Raw genomic sequence first — 19694 nt, 5'->3', positions numbered from 1 at the left:
CGTAGATACTCGGCGTTACGGGAGCGTTTCGGCATCGGGGCCGAAGCAGGGGGATGGGCGCGCTACTGTCGAAGAGTGACTGATCCCGCTCGATTCGGCCCGGACGTACCCGACCTTCACCGGCCTTACAGCGCGCGGGAAGCGCGATATTCCAGTGTCGCATACCGCCAAGTCGGTCGGAGCGGCCTCTTCCTCCCCCCGATCTCGCTCGGATTGTGGTGGAACTTCGGCGACAACGTCCCGTTCGACCGCCAGCGCGAGGTGCTCCGCCACGCGTTCGATCGCGGGATCACGCACTTCGATCTCGCGAACAACTACGGCCCACCCTACGGCTCGGCCGAGACGAACTTCGGCCGCATGATGCGCGAAGACTTCGGCAGGTATCGCGACGAGCTCATCATCTCGTCGAAGGCGGGCTACGACATGTGGCCCGGGCCCTACGGCAACTGGGGATCGCGCAAGTACCTCCTGGCCAGCGCCGAGCAGTCGCTGACGCGCATGAGCGTCGACTACGTCGACATCTTCTACTCGCACCGCGTCGACCCGGTCACCCCCATCGAAGAGACGATCGGCGCCCTCGACACGCTCGTCCGGCAGGGCAAGGCGCTCTACGTCGGCATCTCGTCGTACAGCGCCGAGCGCACCGCCGAGGCCGCCGCCGTGGCCCGATCGCTCGGCACGCCGCTGGTGATCCACCAGCCGTCGTACTCGATCCTCAATCGCTGGGTCGAGGACGGGCTCACCTCCACGCTCCGGCAGGAGGGCATGGGGGCGATCGCCTTCACGCCCCTGGCGCAGGGACTCCTCACCGACAAGTACCTCGGCGACGGCCAGGCCGACCGTTCCCAGAAGCGTTCTTCCCTGCCCGACCGCATGCTGACGGATGCCGCTCTCTCGGCGCTGCGCAGCCTGGACGTCATCGCGAAGGAGCGCGGGCAGACCCTGGCGCAGATGGCGCTTCAGTGGGTGCTGCGCGATGAGACCGTGGCATCCGCCCTCATCGGCGCCTCGCGGACGCAGCAGCTCGACGAGAACCTCGCCGCGCTCGACGGACCGGCGTTCGACACCGAGGAGCTGGAGCGCATCGACGCGCTGTCCGAGGCCGCCGATGTCGACCTCTGGCGGGCGTCGTCGTCATCATGAGCTCCGCTGAATCGGTCCGCGTTCGCGCACCGGGCAAGATCAACGTCTTCCTCGAGGTCGGCGACGTCAAGGACGACGGCTATCACGATGTGGCCACGGCGTACCAGGCCGTCTCGCTCTACGAGGAGATGACCGCCACCGCGGCCGACGACATCACGCTCGAGGTGTCCGCGCGGGGTCCCGTCGACATCGACGGGGTGCCCACCGACGACCGCAATCTGGCGGTGCGGGCGGCGCGTCTGCTGGCCGAGACCGCGGGCATCGACCGTGGGGTGCACCTCTCGATCGTCAAGGCCGTGCCCGTGGCCGGCGGAATGGGGGGCGGCTCCGCAGACGCGGCGGCGGCGCTCGTCGCGTGCGACGCTCTGTGGGGGCTCGGGATGCCGACCTCGGAGCTGGTGCGCCTCGCGGCCCAGCTCGGAGCCGACGTACCGTTCGCCCTGCTCGGCGGGACGGCGGTCGGAACCGGGCGCGGCGACGAGCTCAGCCCCGCCCTGGCCCGTGGCCGTTTCGACTGGGTCCTGGTGCCGAACGAGATCGGCATGTCGACCCCCGTCGTCTACGGCGAGCTCGACGCTCATCGCGAGCGCCATGCCGTCGACATCGGACCGGCACCCCGGGTACCGGCGGTGGCGCCCGAGGTCCTGCACGCGCTGCGCCAGGGCGACGCCGAGATGCTGGCCGCTTCGCTGCGCAACGACCTGCAGGCGCCCGCCCTCCATCTCCGCCCCGACCTCGCGCGCGTGCTCGAGCGCGGCGAGAGCTCCGGAGCCCTCGCCGGCCTCGTGTCCGGGTCGGGGCCGACCCTCGCTTTCCTCGCGGCCGACGAGGAGTCGGCGATCGATCTGCAGGTCACGTTGAGCGCCGCCGGACTCGTTGCCCTCCACGTCCACGGACCGGTCGGCGGCGCCCGCGTGCTCTGAGCGGCTCGCACCCTAGACCAGCCCGTCACACGGGGCAATGTTCGTTTTGCGCAGCATCCACTTGGTTAGCCTCTCGGAAGGTGGCTGGTCCACCGCTGGGCGCCGTGCCCGCGGGACGCCACGAGAGGGGTTCGTCATGAAGGCAGTGCTCGACGGCGTCGTGATCGCTGAAGCCGACCGCGACGACGTGGTGTCGATCGAGGGCAACTGGTACTTCCCGCCGCGCGCCGTGCGCGAGGGCGCCCTGAACGAGAGCCCCACCCCCTACACCTGCCCGTGGAAGGGCGAGGTGCAGTACTGGAACGTCTCGCTCGACGGAGCGGAGCTCGCCGACGGCGCCTGGTCGTACCCCGACCTCCGCCCCGGTGCGGTGGAGCGTGTGGGCACGGACTTCGCCGGGTACGTGGCCTTCGACCGCAAGGTCGTGGTCTCCGACTGAGGTCGGGCACAGCATGATCGAGTTTTCGACCGTCTCGAAGGTCTTCCCCGACGGCACACGCGCCGTCGACGACTTCAGCCTCGTCATCCCCTCGCGGAAGACGACCGTCTTCGTGGGATCGTCCGGCTGCGGAAAGACCACTCTGCTCCGGATGATCAACCGGATGGTCGAGCCCTCCGCGGGCACGATCTCGATCGACGGCGACGACATCGGCGGCAAGCCCGCGGTCCACCTGCGCCGGAGTATCGGCTACGTCATGCAGAACTCGGGCCTGCTTCCGCACTTCACCGTCGCCGACAACATCGCCACCGTGCCCGTGCTGCAGGGGCAGAGCCGCAAGACCGCTCGCGCCCGCGCGCTCGAGCTGATGAAGACCGTCGGCCTGGACACGGCGATGGCCGACCGATACCCCAGCCAACTGTCGGGCGGCCAGCAGCAGCGCGTGGGCGTCGCCCGCGGGCTCGCGGCCGACCCGAACATCCTCCTCATGGACGAGCCGTTCGGCGCCGTCGACCCGATCGTGCGCGACGAACTGCAGCAGGAGCTCCTGCGCCTCCAGAGCGAGATCGGCAAGACCATCGTCTTCGTCACGCACGACATCGACGAGGCCTTCCTGCTCGGCGATCAGGTCGTGATCCTCGAGAAGGGCGCGCACATCGCGCAGGTCGGCTCGCCCAGCGAGATCGTCGAGAACCCGGCATCCGACTTCGTGGCGAGCTTCATCGGCGCCGTCAAAGGCAAGCGTGCCCTGCACCTCAAGCAGACGCCACGCGGGACCGTCGTCGTCGACGCCGAGGGGCGGACCCAGGGCGCTCTTGTGGAGGATTCCCGCCCGTGAACTGGGTAGGCAACAATCTCGAGCTGATCGGGGAGCTGGCTCTGGTGCACCTGCGCCAGAGTCTCATCGCGCTGATCGCGGGCTTCATCGTCAGCATCCCCCTGGGGTGGTTCGCGTGGCGGTATCGCCTGGTGCGGAGCAGTGTGATCACGATCACGGGCCTGCTCTACACGATCCCCTCGCTCGCCCTTCTGATCCTCGTCCCGGTCGTCACCGGCTGGTACAGCATCGTCAGCGAGAACAACCTGATCGTCGCGCTCGCGGTCTACGCCGTGGCGATCCTCGTGCGCGCGGTCGCCGACGGACTCGACTCGGTGGACGCCGGAGTGCGCCAGGCCTCGACGGCGATCGGCTACGGCTCGTTCCGGCGGTTCTGGGCGGTCGAGTTCCCGCTGGCCGGGCCGGTGGTTCTCGCGGGCCTCCGCGTCACGTCGGCCAGCACGATCGCTCTGGCGACGGTCGGCATCCTCGTCGGCATCCAGAACCTCGGATACCTGTTCACCAACGGCCTGCAGCGCCGCATCATCCCCGAGGTGTTCGCGGGGGTCATCGCGGTCGTCGTCCTCGCCCTCGTGATCGACCTGCTCCTGGTCTTCGCCGGGCGGCTCCTCATGCCGTGGACGCGCGGGACCCGGACCGTGTCGCGCATCTCCAACCGGACGTTGGTGAAGGCGTGAACCTCATCGGCGAGGCGTTCGCCTGGATCTTCTCGGGCGATCAGAGCCCGTTCGACCCGCTCGGCCTGGCCCTGGGCGTGCAGCTCCTCTACACGTTCATCTCCGTGGTCATCGCGGGACTCATCGCCATTCCCCTGGGGTGGTTCATCGGGCACACGGGCAAGGGGCGCGAGACCGCCGTCGCGATCTCCGGAGCCGCTCGAGCGATCCCGTCCTTCGGTCTGCTCATCCTGCTGACCCTGCTCCTCGGGGTGCTGCACAAGCCCGAGGCGGCCGTCATCTCGTTCGTCATCCTGGCGATCCCGTCGCTCCTCGCCGGCGCCTACACGGGCCTCGAGGCGATCGACCGTCGCGTGATCGACGCGGGGCGGTCGATGGGCATGACCGAGATGCAGATCTTCTGGCGCATCGAGGTCCCCCTGGGCTTGCCGCTGCTGGTCGGCGGCATCCGCGCGGCGACCCTGCAGGTCCTGGCGACGGTCACGATCGCCGCCTACATCGGCCTCGGGGGTCTCGGGCAGTACATCATCGCCGCGATCCCGCTGCGGCGTTTCGACATGCTCATCGGCGGCGCCATCCTCGTCGCTGTGCTCGCGCTCGTCATCGACGGGCTCTTCGCCCTCCTCCAGCACCTCGTCGTGCCCCGCGGCATCCGTGTCGCCGGTGCCGCGCAGCCGCAGCGGCGCTCCGCCCGCCGTCGTCGCGCCGAGGCCCTCGCCGTGGGGGCGCCCGCCGCACCCCCGGCGACTTCCTGACCCACCCGAATCCCGAATCACCAGAAAAGAGAGCACCCATGTTCACAGCACGAACCCGGAAGGGGCTCGGCCTCGTCGCCGGCCTCGCGGTCGCTTCCCTCGCCTTCGCCGGTTGCAGCGGTGGGTCGAGCGACCCGCTCAGCAACGGCGGCGGTGACGCTTCGGCGTCGTCCGACACCATCGTCGTCGGCTCGCAGGCGTACTACTCGAACGAGATCATCGCCGAGATCTACGCGCAGGCCCTCGAGAACGCCGGCAAGACCGTCACGCGCCAGTTCCAGATCGGTCAGCGCGACGCGTACATCCCGCTGCTCGAGGACGGCACGGTCTCGGTGTTCCCCGAGTACACCGGCAACCTCCTGCAGTTCTTCGAGGCGGACACCACCGCCCGCACGTCCGAGGACGTGTACAAGGCGCTGCCCGCCGCCCTTCCCGAGGGCCTCGAGGTGCTCGACCAGTCGTCGGCCACCGACCAGGACTCGTACACGGTCACGAAGGCCTTCGCCGACGCGAACGGCCTCACCTCGATCGCCGATCTCGCGAAGGTCACGTCGGGCCTCACCCTCGGCGGCAACGCCGAGCTCGCCGAGCGCCCGTACGGCCCGACCGGTCTGCAGTCGACCTACGGCGTGAGCGTCCAGTTCTCGGCCACGGGCGAGACCACGGTCGACGACCTCGTCGCCGGCACGATCCAGGTCGCGAACGTCTACACGGCCGACCCGCGCATCAAGACCGACAACCTCGTCACGCTGACCGACCCCAAGGGTCTGTTCCTGGCGTCGAACGTCGTGCCGGTCGTCAACTCGAACGTCGCGTCCGAGGTCTCCGACGTGCTGAACAAGGTCAGCGCGAAGCTCACGCCCGAGGGCCTCGTCGAGCTGAACGTGGAGTCGACGGTCGACCAGAAGTCGTCCGCCGACATCGCGAAGGAATGGCTCTCGGCCAACGGCCTCTGAGTCACGCACCTTCGACGGGGTCGTCCGGTTCGCCGGGCGGCCCCGTCGTCGTTTCCGAATGCCGGGAGCACCACGCGCGCCCGAGGCCGGGCACCGCGTAGCCTGGGACGGATATGGCACATCTGCTCGGGGGCGAAGCCCTGCACCTGGAATACCCGACCAAGGTCGTCTTCGACTCCGTCTCGCTCGGCGTGAACGAGGGCGATCGCATCGGCATCGTCGGTCGTAACGGCGACGGCAAGTCGAGCCTGCTCGGCATGCTCGCCGGCATCCGCGAGCCCGACGGCGGGCGTGTCACCGTGCGCGGCGGAGTGACCGTGGGCGTGCTCGACCAGCAGGACACGCTCGACGACGACGACACGATCGGCCACGCGGTCGTCGGTGACCGCCCCGAGCACGAGTGGGCGGGCGACGCCCGCACGCGCGACGTGATCGCCGGCCTCCTCGGCGACCTGCCGTGGGACTCGCGTCTGGGCGATCTCTCCGGCGGTCAGCGCCGCCGCGTCGCTCTGGCGAAGCTGCTCTCGGGCGACTGGGACGTGCTGTTCCTCGACGAGCCGACCAACCACCTCGACGTCGAGGCCATCACCTGGCTCGCCGGGCACCTCAAGAAGCGCTGGGCGCCCTCGGCGGGCGGCCTGCTCGTCGTGACGCACGACAGGTGGTTCCTCGACGAGATCTGCAACACGACGTGGGAGGTGCACGACCGCATCGTCGAGCCCTTCGAGGGCGGATACGCGGCGTACATCCTGCAGCGTGTCGAGCGCGACCGCCAGGCGGCATCCATCGAACAGCGTCGTCAGAATCTCGCGCGCAAAGAGCTCGCGTGGCTGCGCCGCGGCGCCCCGGCCCGCACGTCGAAGCCGAAGTTCCGCATCGACGCTGCGAACGAGCTCATCGCCGACGTTCCCGAGATCCGCGACAAGGTCGCGCTGCAGTCGCTCGCGGTCGCACGCCTGGGCAAGGACGTCGTGGATCTGCTCGACGCGGGGGTGTCCTACGGCGACAAGACCGTCCTGAAGGACGTCGAGTGGCGCATCGCGCCGGGGGAGCGCACCGGCATCCTGGGCGTCAACGGTGCGGGGAAGTCGACGCTGCTGAACCTCGTGACCGGGACGCTCGAACCCACGTCGGGGCGGGTCAAGCGCGGCAAGACCGTCAAGGTCGCCACGCTGACCCAGCGGTTGGACGAACTCGACCCGCACCTGAACGACCCGGTGCGCGTGGTCATCTCGAATCTCCGCACCACGTACGCCTTCGGCACCGGATCGAAGACCCAGGAGCTGACGCCGGGTCAGCTGCTGGAGCGTCTCGGGTTCTCGAGCGCCCAGCTCTCGACGCCGGTGAAGGATCTCTCGGGCGGACAGAAGCGCCGTCTGCAGCTGCTGCTCGTCATCCTCGACCAGCCCAACGTGCTGATCCTCGACGAGCCGACGAACGACCTCGACACCGACATGCTCGCGGCCATGGAAGACCTGCTCGACTCGTGGTCGGGCACCCTCATCGTCGTCTCGCACGACCGGTATTTCCTCGAGCGGGTCACCGACCAGCAGTACGCGATCCTCGACGCCAAGCTGCGCCACCTCCCCGGTGGAGTGGACGAGTACCTGAGGCTCCGGGCGCTCCAGGATGCCGAGCCCTCGCGCTCGACGGCGGCCGAGGCAACGGCATCCACGGGTCTGCAGGGTGCCGATCTTCGCGCCGCGCAGAAGGAGGCGTCGGCCACGGAGCGCAAGATCGAGAAGCTGCAGCAGCAGATCGACCGGGCCAAGGCGGCGCTCGCCGAGCACGATCAGGGTGACTACGTCGGTCTCGGCAAAGAGATGCAGCGCATCTCGGGTCTCGAGGCCGAGCGCGACGAGCTCGAGATGCGGTGGTTCGAGCTCACCGAGGCGATCGGCTGACCCGCGACGCGGAGGACGCGCGTCAGTGCACCAGCGTCTCGAGGACGATGATGAACACTCCGAGCACGGCGGTCGACAGGGCTCCTACGAGACGAACCACGAGCCGGGACCCGCGGCGGCGGTAGGCGTTGTAGCCGAGGACCGCGAGCACGATCGTCGTGGCCAGGGCGGTCCAGTCGGAGGCGTCGTCGACCGAGGCGTTCGAGATCCCGCCCCATACGAGGCACAGTGCGGCGGGCAGCGACGCGTAGAGCATTCCGGCGGCGTGCCGCATCGCTTCGCGCGTCGAGTGGCGCAGGCCGTGCGTACCGTGCTCGGTTAGCGTGTGAGCGAAGACGTGGGCGATGTAGAAGACCAGCAGGGGGAAGACCGATGCCCCGAGCAGTTCCCAGGGTGAGTCGGCGTGGTCGTCGGCGATCGTGATGAACGACGCGTAGACGATGAGGCCGTAGATGGCGGCGGGGGAGCGGAAGCGCACGTCGAGCCAGGCTTTGAACCCATCCCACGCGGTGCGGGTCTCAGCGGTATCGGTCACGCGTCGAATCCCATGCTCAGCTTGCGCAGCAGGGTGGCCAACCGGTCGCGATCGCTGCGCGACAGGCCGTCGAGAAGCAGCGCTTCGGCGTCGACCAAGCGGGTGATCGCGGCATCGACACGTACACGCCCGTCGTCGGTCAGGGTCACGAGGATGCTCCGTCCATCGCCGGGGTCGGATTCGCGCCGCACGAACCGGCGGGCGACGAGCCGGTCGATGCGGTTGGTCATCGTGCCGCTCGAGACGAGCGTCTGCTGCAGGAGCTGCTTCGGGCTGAGCTGGTACGGCTCGCCCGCGCGCCGCAGCGCCGAGAGGACATCCCACTCCCACGACTCGATGTCGCTGCGGCGGAAGGCTTCCTTCCGCGCGATGTCGAGGTGACGCGAGAGGCGCGCGACGCGCGAGAGCACCTCGAGAGGCGAGAAGTCGAGGTCGGGGCGCTGACGCATCCAGGCGTCGACGATGCGGTCGACCTCGTCGCTGTCCCCGTTCGTGCTCACGGTCTCATTATGGCGAGAGCGTGCGCCGCGCCGACACGCGGCTGGCAGGTCTGGCAGACTTGACCGGTGCCCGCGGGCACGGTCCGCCGTGGTGTAACGGCAGCACGACAGCCTTTGGAGCTGTTAGGTCTAGGTTCGAATCCTGGCGGCGGAGCATGACCTCAACGACCGAGCTCGCCGTCGTCGTCCTCGCTGCGGGCCAGGGTACGCGCATGCGATCCCGCCTTCCGAAGGTGCTGCACCCCGTCGGCGGGCGCCCGCTGGTCGGGCACGTGCTCGACACGGCGGCATCCCTCGACCCCGCACGGATCGTCGTCGTCGTCCGCCACGAACGCGAGCAGGTCGCCGCGACCGTCGCCGAGCTCGCCCCGGGCGTCGTGGTGGTCGACCAGGACGAGGTTCCCGGCACCGGCCGCGCGGTCGAGGCGGCCCTCGGGGTGCTCGACGGCTTCGACGGCGATGTGCTCGTGCTCAGCGCCGACGTGCCGCTGCTCGAGACCGGCACGCTCACCGAGCTGCTCGCCACCCACCGCTCGGGTGGCACCGCCGTCACGCTCCTCAGCGCCCGCGTCGACGAGCCCTACGGCTACGGCCGCATCCTGCGCGACGAGACCGACGGAGTGCGCCGGATCGTCGAGCAGAAGGACGCGACGGCCGACGAAGCCGCGGTCACCGAGATCAACGTCGGCGTCTACGTCTTCCAGGCGTCGCCGCTGCGTACCCAGCTCGCGCTGGTCGGGACCGACAACGCCCAGGGCGAGAAGTACCTCACCGACGTGGTCGGGCTGCTCCGGGATGCTCAGCTCGGGGTCGCGGCATCCGTCACCTCCGATGCCGCCGCGGCGCTCGGGGTGAACGACCGTGTCCAGCTGTCGGAGGCGGGGCGCACGCTCAACGCCCGCACCGTCCGGCGTTGGCAGCTCGAGGGCGTCACGGTCGTCGACCCCGCCACCACGTGGATCGACGTGACCGCGACCCTGGCGCCGGACGTCACGATCCTGCCCAACACGCACGTGCGCGGGGCCACCGTCATCGCATCGGGGGCGACGATCGGCCCCGACACCACGCTCACCGACTGCGAGGTGGGCGAGGATGCCACCATCACCCGCACCGACGGCACCCTCGCCGTCGTCGAGGCGGGAGCGACCGTCGGCCCCTTCGCCTACCTGCGCGCGAACGCCCGGGTCGGCGTGAACGGCAAGGTCGGCACGTTCGTGGAGGTGAAGAACTCGTCGATCGGCGAGGGCAGCAAGGTGCCGCACCTGTCGTACATCGGTGACACCGACATCGGTCGCGGCGTCAACCTCGGTGCCGGCGCGATCACCGCGAACTACGACGACCTCACCAAGCACCGCACGGTCATCGGCGACGAGGTGCACAGCGGCTCGCACAACGTGTTCGTCGCGCCGGTTACGATTGGAGACGGCGCCAAGACGGGTGCCGGCGCGGTCATCCGCAAGGACGTCCCGCCCGGCGCTTTGGCACTCAGCGTGTCACCCCAGCGCAACATCGAGGGGTGGGTCGAGAAGAACCGACCGGGCACCGCAGCGGCCGATGTGGCCGCGCGAGCTCGGGCTGAACAGGAAGCGGCCGATGGCTCGTAAGAAGAATCGTGTAGACCTCGACCGCGACAACGGCATCGCCCCCGGGCTCGTCGCCAAGACCAAGAAGCGCCTCGTCGTCGCCTCGGGCCGCTCGCACCCCGAGTTGGCGAAGCAGGTGGCCGAACACCTCGGCACGGAGCTCGCCCCCACCGAGCACCGCACCTTCGCGTCGGGTGAGATCTACACCCGCTTCGAGGTGTCGATCCGCGGCTGCGACGTCTTCGTCGTGCAGTCGTTCGGGCCGCCGGTCAACGAGTGGCTCATGGAGCTGCTGATCATGCTCGACGCCCTCAAGCGCGCGTCGGCCAAGCGCATCACCGTCGTCGCGCCGTACTACCCGTACTCGCGGCAGGACAAGAAGGGCCGCGGCCGCGAGCCCATCAGCGCCCGTCTCGTCGCCGACCTGCTCAAGACCGCCGGCGCCGACCGCATCATGAGCGTCGACCTCCACGCCGCGCAGATCCAGGGCTTCTTCGACGGCCCCGTCGACCACCTCTTCGCCAAGCCGGTGCTGCTCGAGCACTTCGAGCAGGGGCTCACGGGTGAGGATCGCGAGACCCTCACCGTCGTGTCGCCCGACATGGGCCGCGTCCGCGTGGCGGACACGTGGTCCGACAGCCTCGGCGCGCCCCTGGCGATCATCCACAAGCGTCGCGACCCGAAGGTCGCCAACCAGGTCTCGGTGCACGAGATCGTCGGCGACGTGAAGGGGCGCACGTGCCTCCTCGTCGACGACATGATCGACACCGGCGGCACGATCCAGAAGGCCGCACAGGCCCTCAAGGCCAACGGCGCGCGCAAGGTCATCGTCGCCGCCACGCACGCGATCTTCAGCGATCCCGCGAGCGAGCGCCTGCAGGATCCCGCGATCGACGAGGTGGTCGTCACCGACACCGTGCCGCTGCCCGCGGAGCGCCGCTTCCCCGGTCTCACGGTGCTGCCGATCGCGCCGCTGCTCGCGCGCGCGATCCACGAGGTCTTCGAGGACGGCTCGGTCACGAGCATGTTCGGCGGCGACGCGTAAGCGTTCCTCCGTCGCTCAGCCGTCTCCCTCCGGGAGGCGGCTGAGTCCGTTTTCCCTCGCGGGCTGTACCGTCAGGCGGAGTCCGGGACCGACACGCCGATTCCGGATGCCGTGACCCGGCGTGTCGTCCGAAATCTCCGCGCGACGGTACGGGGTTCTCCACCCACTCCGCCGCGGGGTTTCTCATAGGTTGCACAAAGTATTGAACCGAGGCGCCGCCAAGGTCGTGTTCCTACGGTGAGCACGAACGCGCCGCGAGGCACGACAGAAGGAGGACCCTCATGATCCGTACCACCGCCGTACCCCGTCCCGTCCGCATCGGCACCGCCCTCCTGGGCGTCGCCGGCATCGTCACCCTGGCCGGCTGCTCGGGTGGCGCGACCACTGACGCCGCTGCCCCCGCCGAATCGGCTCCCGCGGCGACCGCGGCTCCGACCGCGAGCGCGACCACCGACAGCTCGACGACCGACAGCTCGACGACCTCGAGCACGTATAAGGACGGCACCTACGAGGCGACGGGCCAGTACGCCACGCCCGAGAGCGTCGAGACCGTCGACGTCACCCTCACGATCGCCGACGACACGATCACCGCCGTCGAGGTGACCGGCGACCCGCAGGCCGCGGAGTCCAAGCGCTACCAGAGCGAGTTCATCGGCGGCATCCAGGCCGAGGTCGTGGGCAAGAAGATCGACGACATCTCGGTGAGCAAGGTCGCCGGGTCGTCGCTCACCAGCGGCGGCTTCAACAAGGCGGTCGACACCATCAAGACCGAGGCCAAGGCCTAACCGTCATGACCATCCCGACCGCGACGGGTTCGACCTGGACCTTCGACGCGATCGGCACGTCGTGGGCGATCGAGACGGCGGCGCCACTGCCCCCGGTCGCCCGCGACGCGGTGTCGGCCGTCATCGAGCGCTTCGACCGGGAGTGGTCGCGGTTCCGCGACGACTCGCTCGTCTCCGCTCTCGCGGAAGGACGCACGGCATCCGTCTCCGCCCCCGACGACGCGGATGCCATGCTCTCGCTGTATGACGAGCTCGACACCGCGACGGCCGGCGCCGTCAATCCGCTCATCGGCGACGCGCTCGCGCGCCTGGGTTACGACGCGCGGCTGACGCTCGCCCCGTGGGGAGAACCGCAGCCGGCCCCGGCGTGGCGCGACACCCTCTCGTGGAGCGACGGGCGGCTCGCCGTCGCGCGGCCCGCCACGATCGACGTGGGCGCGCTCGGCAAGGGCCGTCTCGTCGACCTCGTGCTCGACGCGGTGCGCGCGCACGTCGACGGTGACATCGTCGTCGACGCATCCGGAGACCTCGCCGTTCGCGGCGAGCCGATCCGCGTCGCCCTCGAGCACCCGTACGACCCGACCCTCGCGATCGGCGTGATCACCGTCGCCGACGGCGCCCTGTGCGCGTCAGCGATCAACCGGCGGACATGGGGTGACAACCTTCACCACGTCCTCGACGCCCGCACGGGTGCTCCCGTCCGGGCCTACGCGGCGACCTGGGCGGCAGCCGACACCGCCATGCGCGCCGACGCCCTCGCCACGGCGCTGTTCTTCGACGGGGGACCCGAACTCGCGGCATCCTGGAACGCGCACTGGGTGCGCATGCACACCGACGGTCGCGTGGAGTGGTCGCCCGGTTTCACCGGCGAGATCTTCTCGTGACCTCCTCGCCACAGCTTCCGAAGGGAACACCATGAGCGCCACGCTCACCGCGGGCTCGACCCGCGTGCTCGGACTCATCGGCCGGGTGTCGATGTACCGCCTCGTCCTGTCGTCGCTCGGCCTGCTGGCCGTCTACGCCCTCGTGCTCTCGTTCGCCGGACAGATCGGGCCCCAGCCGCTCGAGATCGTCGCGAGCGCCGTGGTGCTCGCCGTCGCGTGCGGCGCGACTGACCTCGTTGCGCAGGGCATACTCCGGATGCCGCGCCGCCTCGAGTCCTCGCTGATCACCGCCGCGATCCTGCTGTTCGTCCTCCGGCCGAGCCTCGAGCCGCTCGCGCTGGCCGGTTTCGCCCTCGCCGGGGTCGTGGCATCCGCATCGAAGTACCTCCTCGTCTGGCGCGGTCGTCACGTCTTCAACCCGGCAGCCACGGGGGCGGCGGTGCTGACCATCGTGAGCATCTGGGCACCGGATCTCGGTGGCTCGGCCTGGTGGGTCGGAACCCCGCTGATGGCGATCGGCGTGCTGGTGCTCGGCGTGCTGCTGCTCGTGCGCACCGACAAGCTCCCCATCGTGGTGACGTTCTGGCTCGTGGCGATGGCGGTCGCGTTCGTGCGCACCAGCATCCAGTTCCAGACGGCGGGCTTCCCGGTCGACGTGCCGGGGCTGCTCCTGCAGGTCGCGTTCTCGTCGCCGTTCCTGTTCCTCGGTGCGTTCATGCTGTCGGAGCCGCTCACCCTGCCGCCGCGCCGCCTGCAGCAGTACGCCGTCGCGATCGTCGTGGGCGTCCTGGCCGGCTGGCCGATCGCCGTCGGGGCGATCACGCTCGGACAGGAGCGCGCTCTGCTGATCGGCAACCTCGTGGCGTTCGCGTTCTGCCTGCGCGCGGCGGTGCGTCTCCGCGTCGAACGCCGCCGCGACCTGACCCCGACCGTCCGCGAACTGACCTTCCACGCGGCGCGTCCCTTCGCGTTCTCGCCGGGTCAGTACCTCGAGCTCGACGTCCCGCACCGTCGGCCCGACGCGCGCGGCACGCGACGGGAGTTCTCGATCGTGTCCGCCCCGGAAGACCTGCCCGAGGTGCGCATCGCTTACAAGGACGGCTCGCAGTCCTCGTACAAGAAGGCACTCGCGGCCGTCGAGCCGGGCTCGACTCTCGCGGTCACGGGCGTGTGGGGGGACTTCGTCCTTCCCTCTCGACCGACCGCGCCCGTGCTCCTGGTCGCCGCGGGGATCGGCGTGACGCCGTTCGTCTCGCAGCTGCGGCACCTCCAGGCCACCGGGCAGCGGCGCGACGCCGTGCTCGTCTACGTGGTGTCCGACCCGAGCGAACTCGCTTTCCAGGACGAGATCGCGGCGAGCGGCGTCCCGGTCGTCGTCTTCTCGCGTGAGGAACCGCGGGAGCTCCCCGCGGGATGGTCGTGGGCGGGGCCCGACCGGGTCGACGCCGACGCCCTGCTGCGCACGGTTCCCGACATCGCGCAGCGCGTGGCCTACGTGTCGGGTCCGCCGCGGCTCATCTCGGACCTCGCGCCGGCGCTCGCCAAGGCCAAATCGCTCACGACCGACGCCTTCGCGGGGTACTGACCCGCGGACGGACGCAGACGGGGGCGCGCCCCGCAAGCGGCCGGGAGGGGCATGCTCGACCCGATAGCGTCGCGACATGCTCCTCCTGGCTTTCGCCGCGCTGCTGCTCGTCGTCTTCGCGGTGGCGCGTGCCCGCCAGCGGGCCCAGCTGCGCGAGGGGACCCTGCTCGTCGCCGCGGTCGTCTTCGCCGCGCTGGGCGTGCTGCAGCTGCTCGTGCAGACGGATCCGGATGCCGCGCGCGCGGCGATCCTCTTCGTCGCCGTGGCGGTGCCCGTGGTCGTGGCGGTGCTCGCGGTGTTCCTCATCACCAACGGCATCACCATGCTGCGACTCGAGGGGCGGAGTCTGGCGAACCTGTTGTCGCTGATCGCCGGGATCGGTCTCGTGGCCTTCCCGTTCGTCCTGCTCGCGCTCCTGGCGTGGGGAGGACTGGGTGGCTTCCTCGTGGCGGCTCTGGTGGTCCTTGTCGCGGGGTACGCGGCGGCCGCGTTCGTCGCGTTCCTCGTGTCGTCTCTGCTGTACGCCGCGCTGCCCGTCCCGCGCACCCCGACCGCGATCGTCGTCCTGGGCTCCGGGCTGATCGACGGGCGGGTGCCGCCGTTGCTCCGGGGCCGCCTCGATCGCGCGATCGTCGCGTGGCAGCGGGCGGGCCGGGCCGGGGGAGTCGCGCCCTTCGTCATCCCGTCCGGCGGACAGGGGCCCGATGAGCCGCGTGCGGAGGCCGAGGCCATGGCGGACTATCTGCGCGAGCACGGCATTCCCGCAAACCTCGTCCATCCCGAGACGCGCTCTCTGAACACGCGGGAGAACCTCGCCTTCTCGCGTGCGATCGTCGAGGAGATCGGCGCGACGAAGCCGCTGCTGGTCGTCACGAGCGACTACCACGTCCTGCGTGCGGGACTCCTGGCGCGTCGGGAGTTGCCCGGAGCGCGCGTGGTGGGCGCTCGCACGGCGGCGTACTTCGTGCCGAGTGCGTTCCTCCGCGAGTACGTCGCTCTGCTGAACCGGCAGAGGTGGATGCACGTCGTCTTCGCTACGGTGTTCGGCGTCGCGCTGGTGAGCGTCTACGCCGTCGTCTTCCTCAGGTGAACCCCGCCTCGCCGTCAGGCGTCGGCGGGCGGGCCCGGATCGGCGGGCTTTGCGGGAAGGCGAACCTCGAATGTCGTGTCTCCGGGCGTGCTCTGCACGCTGATCGTGCCGCGGTGCGCTTCGACGATCGCCCGGGCGATCGACAGCCCCAGTCCCGTGCCACCGGTCTTCCGATCGCGAGAGCGGTCGGCGCGGGCGAAGCGTTCGAACAGCTGGGCCGCGACCGCGGGGTCGACACCGGGACCGTTGTCGTGCACGCGCAGCACGGCGTCGTCGCCCTCGCGGCTCACCGAGACGGCCACCTCGCTCCCGGCGGGGGTGTGCGTGCGTGCATTGGCGAGCAGGTTGGCCACGACCTGGTGGAGGCGAGAGGCGTCGCCGGCGAGCTCGACGGGCTCGTCTCCGACGTCGATGGTCCACGAGTGATCGGGTCCTGCCGGACGCGCGTCCCCGACCGCCTCGACCGCGAGACGCGTGAGGTCGACCGTGCCGAAGACGAGTTCCTGGCCCTCATCGAGCCGCGCGAGCAGCAGGAGATCCTCGACCAGCGTCGTCATGCGGATCGACTGAGCGAGGATCCGCTCGAGCGACTGCTCGGTCGTCTCGACGGCCATCGCGGTGCGCTGACGCGACTCGTCGTCGTGGGCCTGGCGCATGGCGCGCAGCGAGAGCTCCGAGAACCCGCGGATCGATGCCAACGGCGTGCGCAGCTCGTGACTGGCATCCGCGACGAATCGGCGCATCAGTTCTTCATTGCGTTGACGCGCCGAGAGCGAGGCGTCGACGCGGTCGAGGAGGGTGTTGAGAGCCGCCCCGACCTGCCCGATCTCGGTGTGATCGTCGACCTGCTCGGCGGGCACGCGCTCGGTGATCGAGACGTCGCCCTGGTCCATGCGGATCGAGGCGACGCGCGTCGCCGTCTCGGACACCGCCTTGAGGGGCCGGAGTCCCAGGCGGATCACGAGGGCGATGACGGCGGCGAGGAGCAGCAGTCCACCGGTCGTGACGAGGGCGACCGTCGTGAGGATGGCGCCGATCGTGCCGGTGACCTGCGACAGGGGAAGCCCGACGAGGAAGACCTCGCTGCTGTCGGGCGAGCCGTACGGGCGCACCAGGTACTCGCCGAGGTTGGGGAGGTCCACCGTGCGCGCGTTCGGGTTCGACGATGCCAGGCTCTCGACGATCTGCGAGAGCTCGTCCGCCGTCAGCGCGCGGGAATTGCCGTTGTCGACGACAGCGCCGGTCGTCCCGCCGAGACGGGTCTTCATGACCATGAGGGTGCCGTTGTCGAACGGACCCGAGTCGAGCACGTCCTCGGCCGTGCTCTGCAACGAGATCCGGGGCTGCGCGACGGAGGCGACGTCGGTCACCTGGGCATCGAGGTTGTTCAGCAGCACCTGGCTGAGGATCGCGCTGGTGGACACCCCGATCATGATGAGGATGAACGCGACCATACCGATGACCGCCGTCATCAGGCGTGCCTGCAGGCTCCACGGCCGACCGAGCCGCCGAGAGCGGGCGGGCGGGGGAGACACCGGTGGCTCCGGCCGCGGGGGAGTCGTCACTGCGGCGCTTTGATCATGTAGCCGACGCCGCGGACCGTGTGGATGAGCGGCTCGTGACCCGCGTCGATCTTCTTGCGCAGGTACGAGATGTACAGCTCGACGACGCTCGAGCGGCCGCCGAAGTCGTAGTTCCACACCCGGTCGAGGATCTGCGCCTTCGACACGACACGGCGCTGGTTCCGCATGAGGAACCGCAGGAGCTCGAACTCGGTCGCCGTCAGCTCGATCTCCTGACCCGCGCGCACGACCTCGTGGCTGTCCTCGTTGAGCGACAGGTCGCCCACGCGCAGGATGGGCTCCGCGTCGCGCGTCAGAGCGGTACCGGCGCGGCGCATCAGGCCACGCAGACGCGCCACGACCTCCTCGAGGCTGAAGGGCTTCGTGACGTAGTCGTCACCACCCGCGGTGAGACCGGCGACGCGGTCCGCGACGGCGTCCTTCGCGGTCAGGAAGAGGACCGGCACGTCGTTGCCGGAGTGACGCAGTCGCTGCAGGACCGCCATGCCGTCGAGGTCGGGCATCATGATGTCGAGCACCATGGCATCCGGAGCGAAGTCACGCGCGGCCTGCAGGGCGTCGAAGCCGGAGCCCGCGGTGCGGACGTCCCACCCCTCCATGCGCAGAGCCATCGAGAGGAGGTCGGTGAGCATCTGCTCGTCGTCGACGACGAGGACGCGCAGGGCGCTCCCGTCGGGGCGGGTGAAGGCGGGAGCGGTGGCGGTCACGGTCATGGAACTCATTGTGCGCTCGTATCTATGAGCTTTCTATGGCGTGGCTTATGGGAATCCTGAGAGCGAGCTGCGCGCCAGCCGACAACGACCATCAGGACGACGCCGATCGTCGCTCCCGAGGTGTTCGCGATCACGTCACGCACGTCGGCGACGCGGGTGGGGAGGAACAGCAGCTGCGTCGTCTCGATCGCGGAGCTGATGAGCAATCCTGCCGCGATTCCGTGCCACCACCGTCCGCCCCACAGCAGCACGAGCACACCGAGGGGGACGAACATCACCACGTTGGCGGTGAACTCGATCCCGTTGAAGGTGATCCACGCGGTCGGCGGCCAGCCGCGGGCGGCGCGGAGGATCGCGTGCAGGATGCCGCCGACGTTCTCGTCGTAGATCGTCGGGCGCAGCGTCATCCACCAGACTCCCGAGGCGTACAACGCCGAAGCGGCGACGAGCAGAGCCCGCCGCCGCTTCGTGGACTGCATCGTCAGTGAGTGTCCTCTGCCTCGATCTCGGTGCGGTCGCCCGACCAGAGGGTATGGAACGTGCCCTCCTTGTCGACGCGACGGTAGGTGTGCGCACCGAAGAAGTCGCGCTGGCCCTGGATGAGCGCCGCGGGCAGACGCTCGGCGCGCAGGCCGTCGTAGTACGCCAACGACGAGCTGAACGCCGGAGCGGGGATGCCGCTCGCCGCGGACAGGGCGACGATGTGGCGCCAGGCGTCCTGGGCGCGACCGAGAGCCTCGACGAAGTACGGGGCTGTCAGCAGCACGGGAAGGGTCGACTCGGCGTCGTACGCCTCGGCGATGCGGTTGAGGAACTGCGCGCGGATGATGCAGCCGCCGCGCCAGATCTTCGACACCGCGCCCAGGTCGATGTTCCAGTCGTACTGGGCCGCGCCGGCTCGGATCTCGTCGAAGCCCTGGCTGTAGGCGACGATCTTCGAGGCGTACAGCGCGAGGCGCACCTGCTCGATGAACGCGTCGGCATCCTCGCCCGAGAGCAGGTCGGTGCCGGAGGGGCCGGGGAGCTCGCGCGAGACCTCGCGCTGCTCGGGGTGGCTCGACAGCGACCGCGCGAACGTGGCCTCCGCGATACCCGAGACGGGGACGCCCAGGTCGAGGGCCGTCTGCACGGTCCACGCGCCGGTGCCCTTGGCGCCGGCCTGGTCGAGGATGACGTCGACGAGGGGCTTGCCTGTCTCGGCATCCGTCTGACGCAGGACCTCGGCGGTGATCTCGATGAGGTACGACTCCAGTTCGCCGCGGTTCCACTCGGCGAACACGTCGGCGATCTCGGCGGGGGTCTTGCCGGTCGCGCGGCGGATGAGGTCGTAGGCCTCGGCGATGAGCTGCATGTCGGCGTACTCGATGCCGTTGTGCACCATCTTCACGAAGTGGCCGGCGCCGTCGTGGCCCACGTGGGTGACGCACGCCTCGCCCTCGGCGACCGCGGCGATGGAGGTGAGGATCGGGCCGAGCGTCTGCCACGACTCGTCCGAGCCGCCGGGCATGAGCGAGGGGCCGAGGAGGGCACCCTCCTCACCGCCCGAGACACCCATGCCGACGTAGTTGATTCCCGTCTCGCGGACGGCCTTCTCGCGGCGGATCGTGTCGGTGAACAGGGCGTTGCCGCCGTCGACGATGATGTCGCCGGGCTCGAACACCTTGACCAGCTCGTCGATGACGAAGTCGGTGGGGCGGCCGGCCTTGACCATGATGATCGCGGTGCGCGGCTTCGACAGCGACGCGGCGAAGTCCTC

General features: G+C 69.8%; 20 protein-coding genes and 1 tRNA gene. 15 read left to right on the top strand and 6 right to left on the bottom strand.

Features of this window, described 5'->3' with window-relative positions:
- The first annotated feature begins 75 nt into the window (after positions 1-75).
- The 8 genes from mgrA to NS283_RS13945 all read left to right on the top strand — a co-directional run bounded on the left by mgrA (position 76) and on the right by NS283_RS13945 (position 7635).
- Positions 76-1143 carry an L-glyceraldehyde 3-phosphate reductase gene (gene mgrA / locus NS283_RS13980; protein WP_058597468.1) on the top strand — a complete coding sequence of 356 codons (1068 nt, stop codon included), beginning with the start codon at positions 76-78 and terminating at the stop codon, positions 1141-1143.
- Complete coding sequence (locus NS283_RS13975; RefSeq protein WP_058597467.1) at positions 1140-2066, top strand: 4-(cytidine 5'-diphospho)-2-C-methyl-D-erythritol kinase; 927 nt, start codon at positions 1140-1142, stop codon at positions 2064-2066. Before mgrA ends, NS283_RS13975 begins: the two co-directional genes overlap by 4 nt.
- Positions 2067-2202: 136 nt before the next feature.
- Positions 2203-2505 (top strand): DUF427 domain-containing protein, encoded by a 303-nt coding sequence (locus NS283_RS13970; RefSeq protein ID WP_013586035.1) that lies wholly within the window; start codon positions 2203-2205, stop codon positions 2503-2505.
- A 13-nt stretch (positions 2506-2518) separates the two neighbouring features.
- Positions 2519-3343: an ABC transporter ATP-binding protein gene (locus NS283_RS13965; RefSeq protein WP_058597466.1), complete on the top strand. Its 825-nt coding sequence runs from the start codon at positions 2519-2521 to the stop codon at positions 3341-3343.
- Complete coding sequence (locus NS283_RS13960; RefSeq protein ID WP_058597465.1) at positions 3340-4020, top strand: ABC transporter permease; 681 nt, start codon at positions 3340-3342, stop codon at positions 4018-4020. Before NS283_RS13965 ends, NS283_RS13960 begins: the two co-directional genes overlap by 4 nt.
- Positions 4017-4775, top strand: coding sequence for an ABC transporter permease (locus NS283_RS13955; RefSeq protein ID WP_058597464.1), 759 nt, complete (start codon positions 4017-4019; stop codon positions 4773-4775). The genes NS283_RS13960 and NS283_RS13955 overlap by 4 nt, the downstream gene beginning before the upstream one ends.
- 38 nt (positions 4776-4813) lie before the next feature.
- Positions 4814-5731 carry an ABC transporter substrate-binding protein gene (locus NS283_RS13950; RefSeq protein WP_058597463.1) on the top strand — a complete coding sequence of 306 codons (918 nt, stop codon included), beginning with the start codon at positions 4814-4816 and terminating at the stop codon, positions 5729-5731.
- A 113-nt stretch (positions 5732-5844) separates the two neighbouring features.
- Positions 5845-7635 carry an ABC-F family ATP-binding cassette domain-containing protein gene (locus NS283_RS13945; RefSeq protein ID WP_058597462.1) on the top strand — a complete coding sequence of 597 codons (1791 nt, stop codon included), beginning with the start codon at positions 5845-5847 and terminating at the stop codon, positions 7633-7635.
- 22 nt (positions 7636-7657) lie between these two features.
- On the opposite strand, the gene NS283_RS13940 is transcribed toward NS283_RS13945, so the two are convergent.
- Both NS283_RS13940 and NS283_RS13935 read right to left on the bottom strand, forming a co-directional pair.
- The gene (locus NS283_RS13940; protein WP_058597461.1) at positions 7658-8170 is read right to left on the bottom strand and encodes a hypothetical protein; all 513 of its coding nucleotides are present in this window, start codon (positions 8168-8170) and stop codon (positions 7658-7660) included.
- Positions 8167-8619: a MarR family winged helix-turn-helix transcriptional regulator gene (locus NS283_RS13935; RefSeq protein ID WP_050901880.1), complete on the bottom strand. Its 453-nt coding sequence runs from the start codon at positions 8617-8619 to the stop codon at positions 8167-8169. The genes NS283_RS13940 and NS283_RS13935 overlap by 4 nt, the downstream gene beginning before the upstream one ends.
- 133 nt (positions 8620-8752) lie before the next feature.
- Here NS283_RS13935 and NS283_RS13930 point away from each other — a divergent pair.
- The 7 genes from NS283_RS13930 (at position 8753) to NS283_RS13900 (ending at position 15642) form a co-directional block, all read left to right on the top strand.
- Positions 8753-8824, top strand: a tRNA-Gln gene (locus tag NS283_RS13930).
- Position 8825: 1 nt separating this feature from the next.
- Positions 8826-10274, top strand: a complete 1449-nt coding sequence (gene glmU, locus NS283_RS13925) for a bifunctional UDP-N-acetylglucosamine diphosphorylase/glucosamine-1-phosphate N-acetyltransferase GlmU (protein ID WP_058597478.1) — start codon at positions 8826-8828, stop codon at positions 10272-10274.
- A complete protein-coding gene (locus tag NS283_RS13920; protein WP_058597460.1) occupies positions 10264-11298 on the top strand; it encodes a ribose-phosphate diphosphokinase in 1035 nt (344 codons plus the stop codon). The genes glmU and NS283_RS13920 overlap by 11 nt, the downstream gene beginning before the upstream one ends.
- A 281-nt stretch (positions 11299-11579) precedes the next feature.
- On the top strand, positions 11580-12083 hold the full coding sequence (locus NS283_RS13915) for an FMN-binding protein (RefSeq protein WP_058597459.1): 504 nt from the start codon (positions 11580-11582) through the stop codon (positions 12081-12083).
- Positions 12084-12088: 5 nt separating this feature from the next.
- The gene (locus NS283_RS13910) at positions 12089-12967 is read left to right on the top strand and encodes an FAD:protein FMN transferase (RefSeq protein WP_058597458.1); all 879 of its coding nucleotides are present in this window, start codon (positions 12089-12091) and stop codon (positions 12965-12967) included.
- Between the two features lie 31 nt (positions 12968-12998).
- Positions 12999-14552, top strand: a complete 1554-nt coding sequence (locus NS283_RS13905) for an FAD-dependent oxidoreductase (protein WP_058597457.1) — start codon at positions 12999-13001, stop codon at positions 14550-14552.
- A 76-nt stretch (positions 14553-14628) separates the two neighbouring features.
- Positions 14629-15642 (top strand): YdcF family protein, encoded by a 1014-nt coding sequence (locus NS283_RS13900; protein WP_058597456.1) that lies wholly within the window; start codon positions 14629-14631, stop codon positions 15640-15642.
- 14 nt (positions 15643-15656) lie between these two features.
- On the opposite strand, the gene NS283_RS13895 is transcribed toward NS283_RS13900, so the two are convergent.
- The 4 genes from NS283_RS13895 to gndA all read right to left on the bottom strand — a co-directional run.
- Positions 15657-17114 carry a sensor histidine kinase gene (locus NS283_RS13895; RefSeq protein ID WP_058597455.1) on the bottom strand — a complete coding sequence of 486 codons (1458 nt, stop codon included), beginning with the start codon at positions 17112-17114 and terminating at the stop codon, positions 15657-15659.
- An 89-nt stretch (positions 17115-17203) separates the two neighbouring features.
- On the bottom strand, positions 17204-17938 hold the full coding sequence (locus NS283_RS13890) for a response regulator transcription factor (protein ID WP_058597454.1): 735 nt from the start codon (positions 17936-17938) through the stop codon (positions 17204-17206).
- Between the two features lie 5 nt (positions 17939-17943).
- On the bottom strand, positions 17944-18417 hold the full coding sequence (locus NS283_RS13885) for a VanZ family protein (protein WP_058597453.1): 474 nt from the start codon (positions 18415-18417) through the stop codon (positions 17944-17946).
- A gap of 2 nt (positions 18418-18419) precedes the next feature.
- Positions 18420-19694, bottom strand: a 1275-nt coding sequence (gene gndA, locus NS283_RS13880; RefSeq protein ID WP_058597452.1) for an NADP-dependent phosphogluconate dehydrogenase, incomplete at its 5' end; no start/stop codon positions are given.

It is taken from the genome of Microbacterium testaceum (assembly GCF_001476285.1).
In the GTDB taxonomy this organism is placed as follows: Bacteria; Actinomycetota; Actinomycetes; order Actinomycetales; family Microbacteriaceae; genus Microbacterium; species Microbacterium testaceum_B.
Note: the sequence above shows the minus strand (reverse complement) of the source record. Positions and strands in the feature narration are given on the sequence as shown.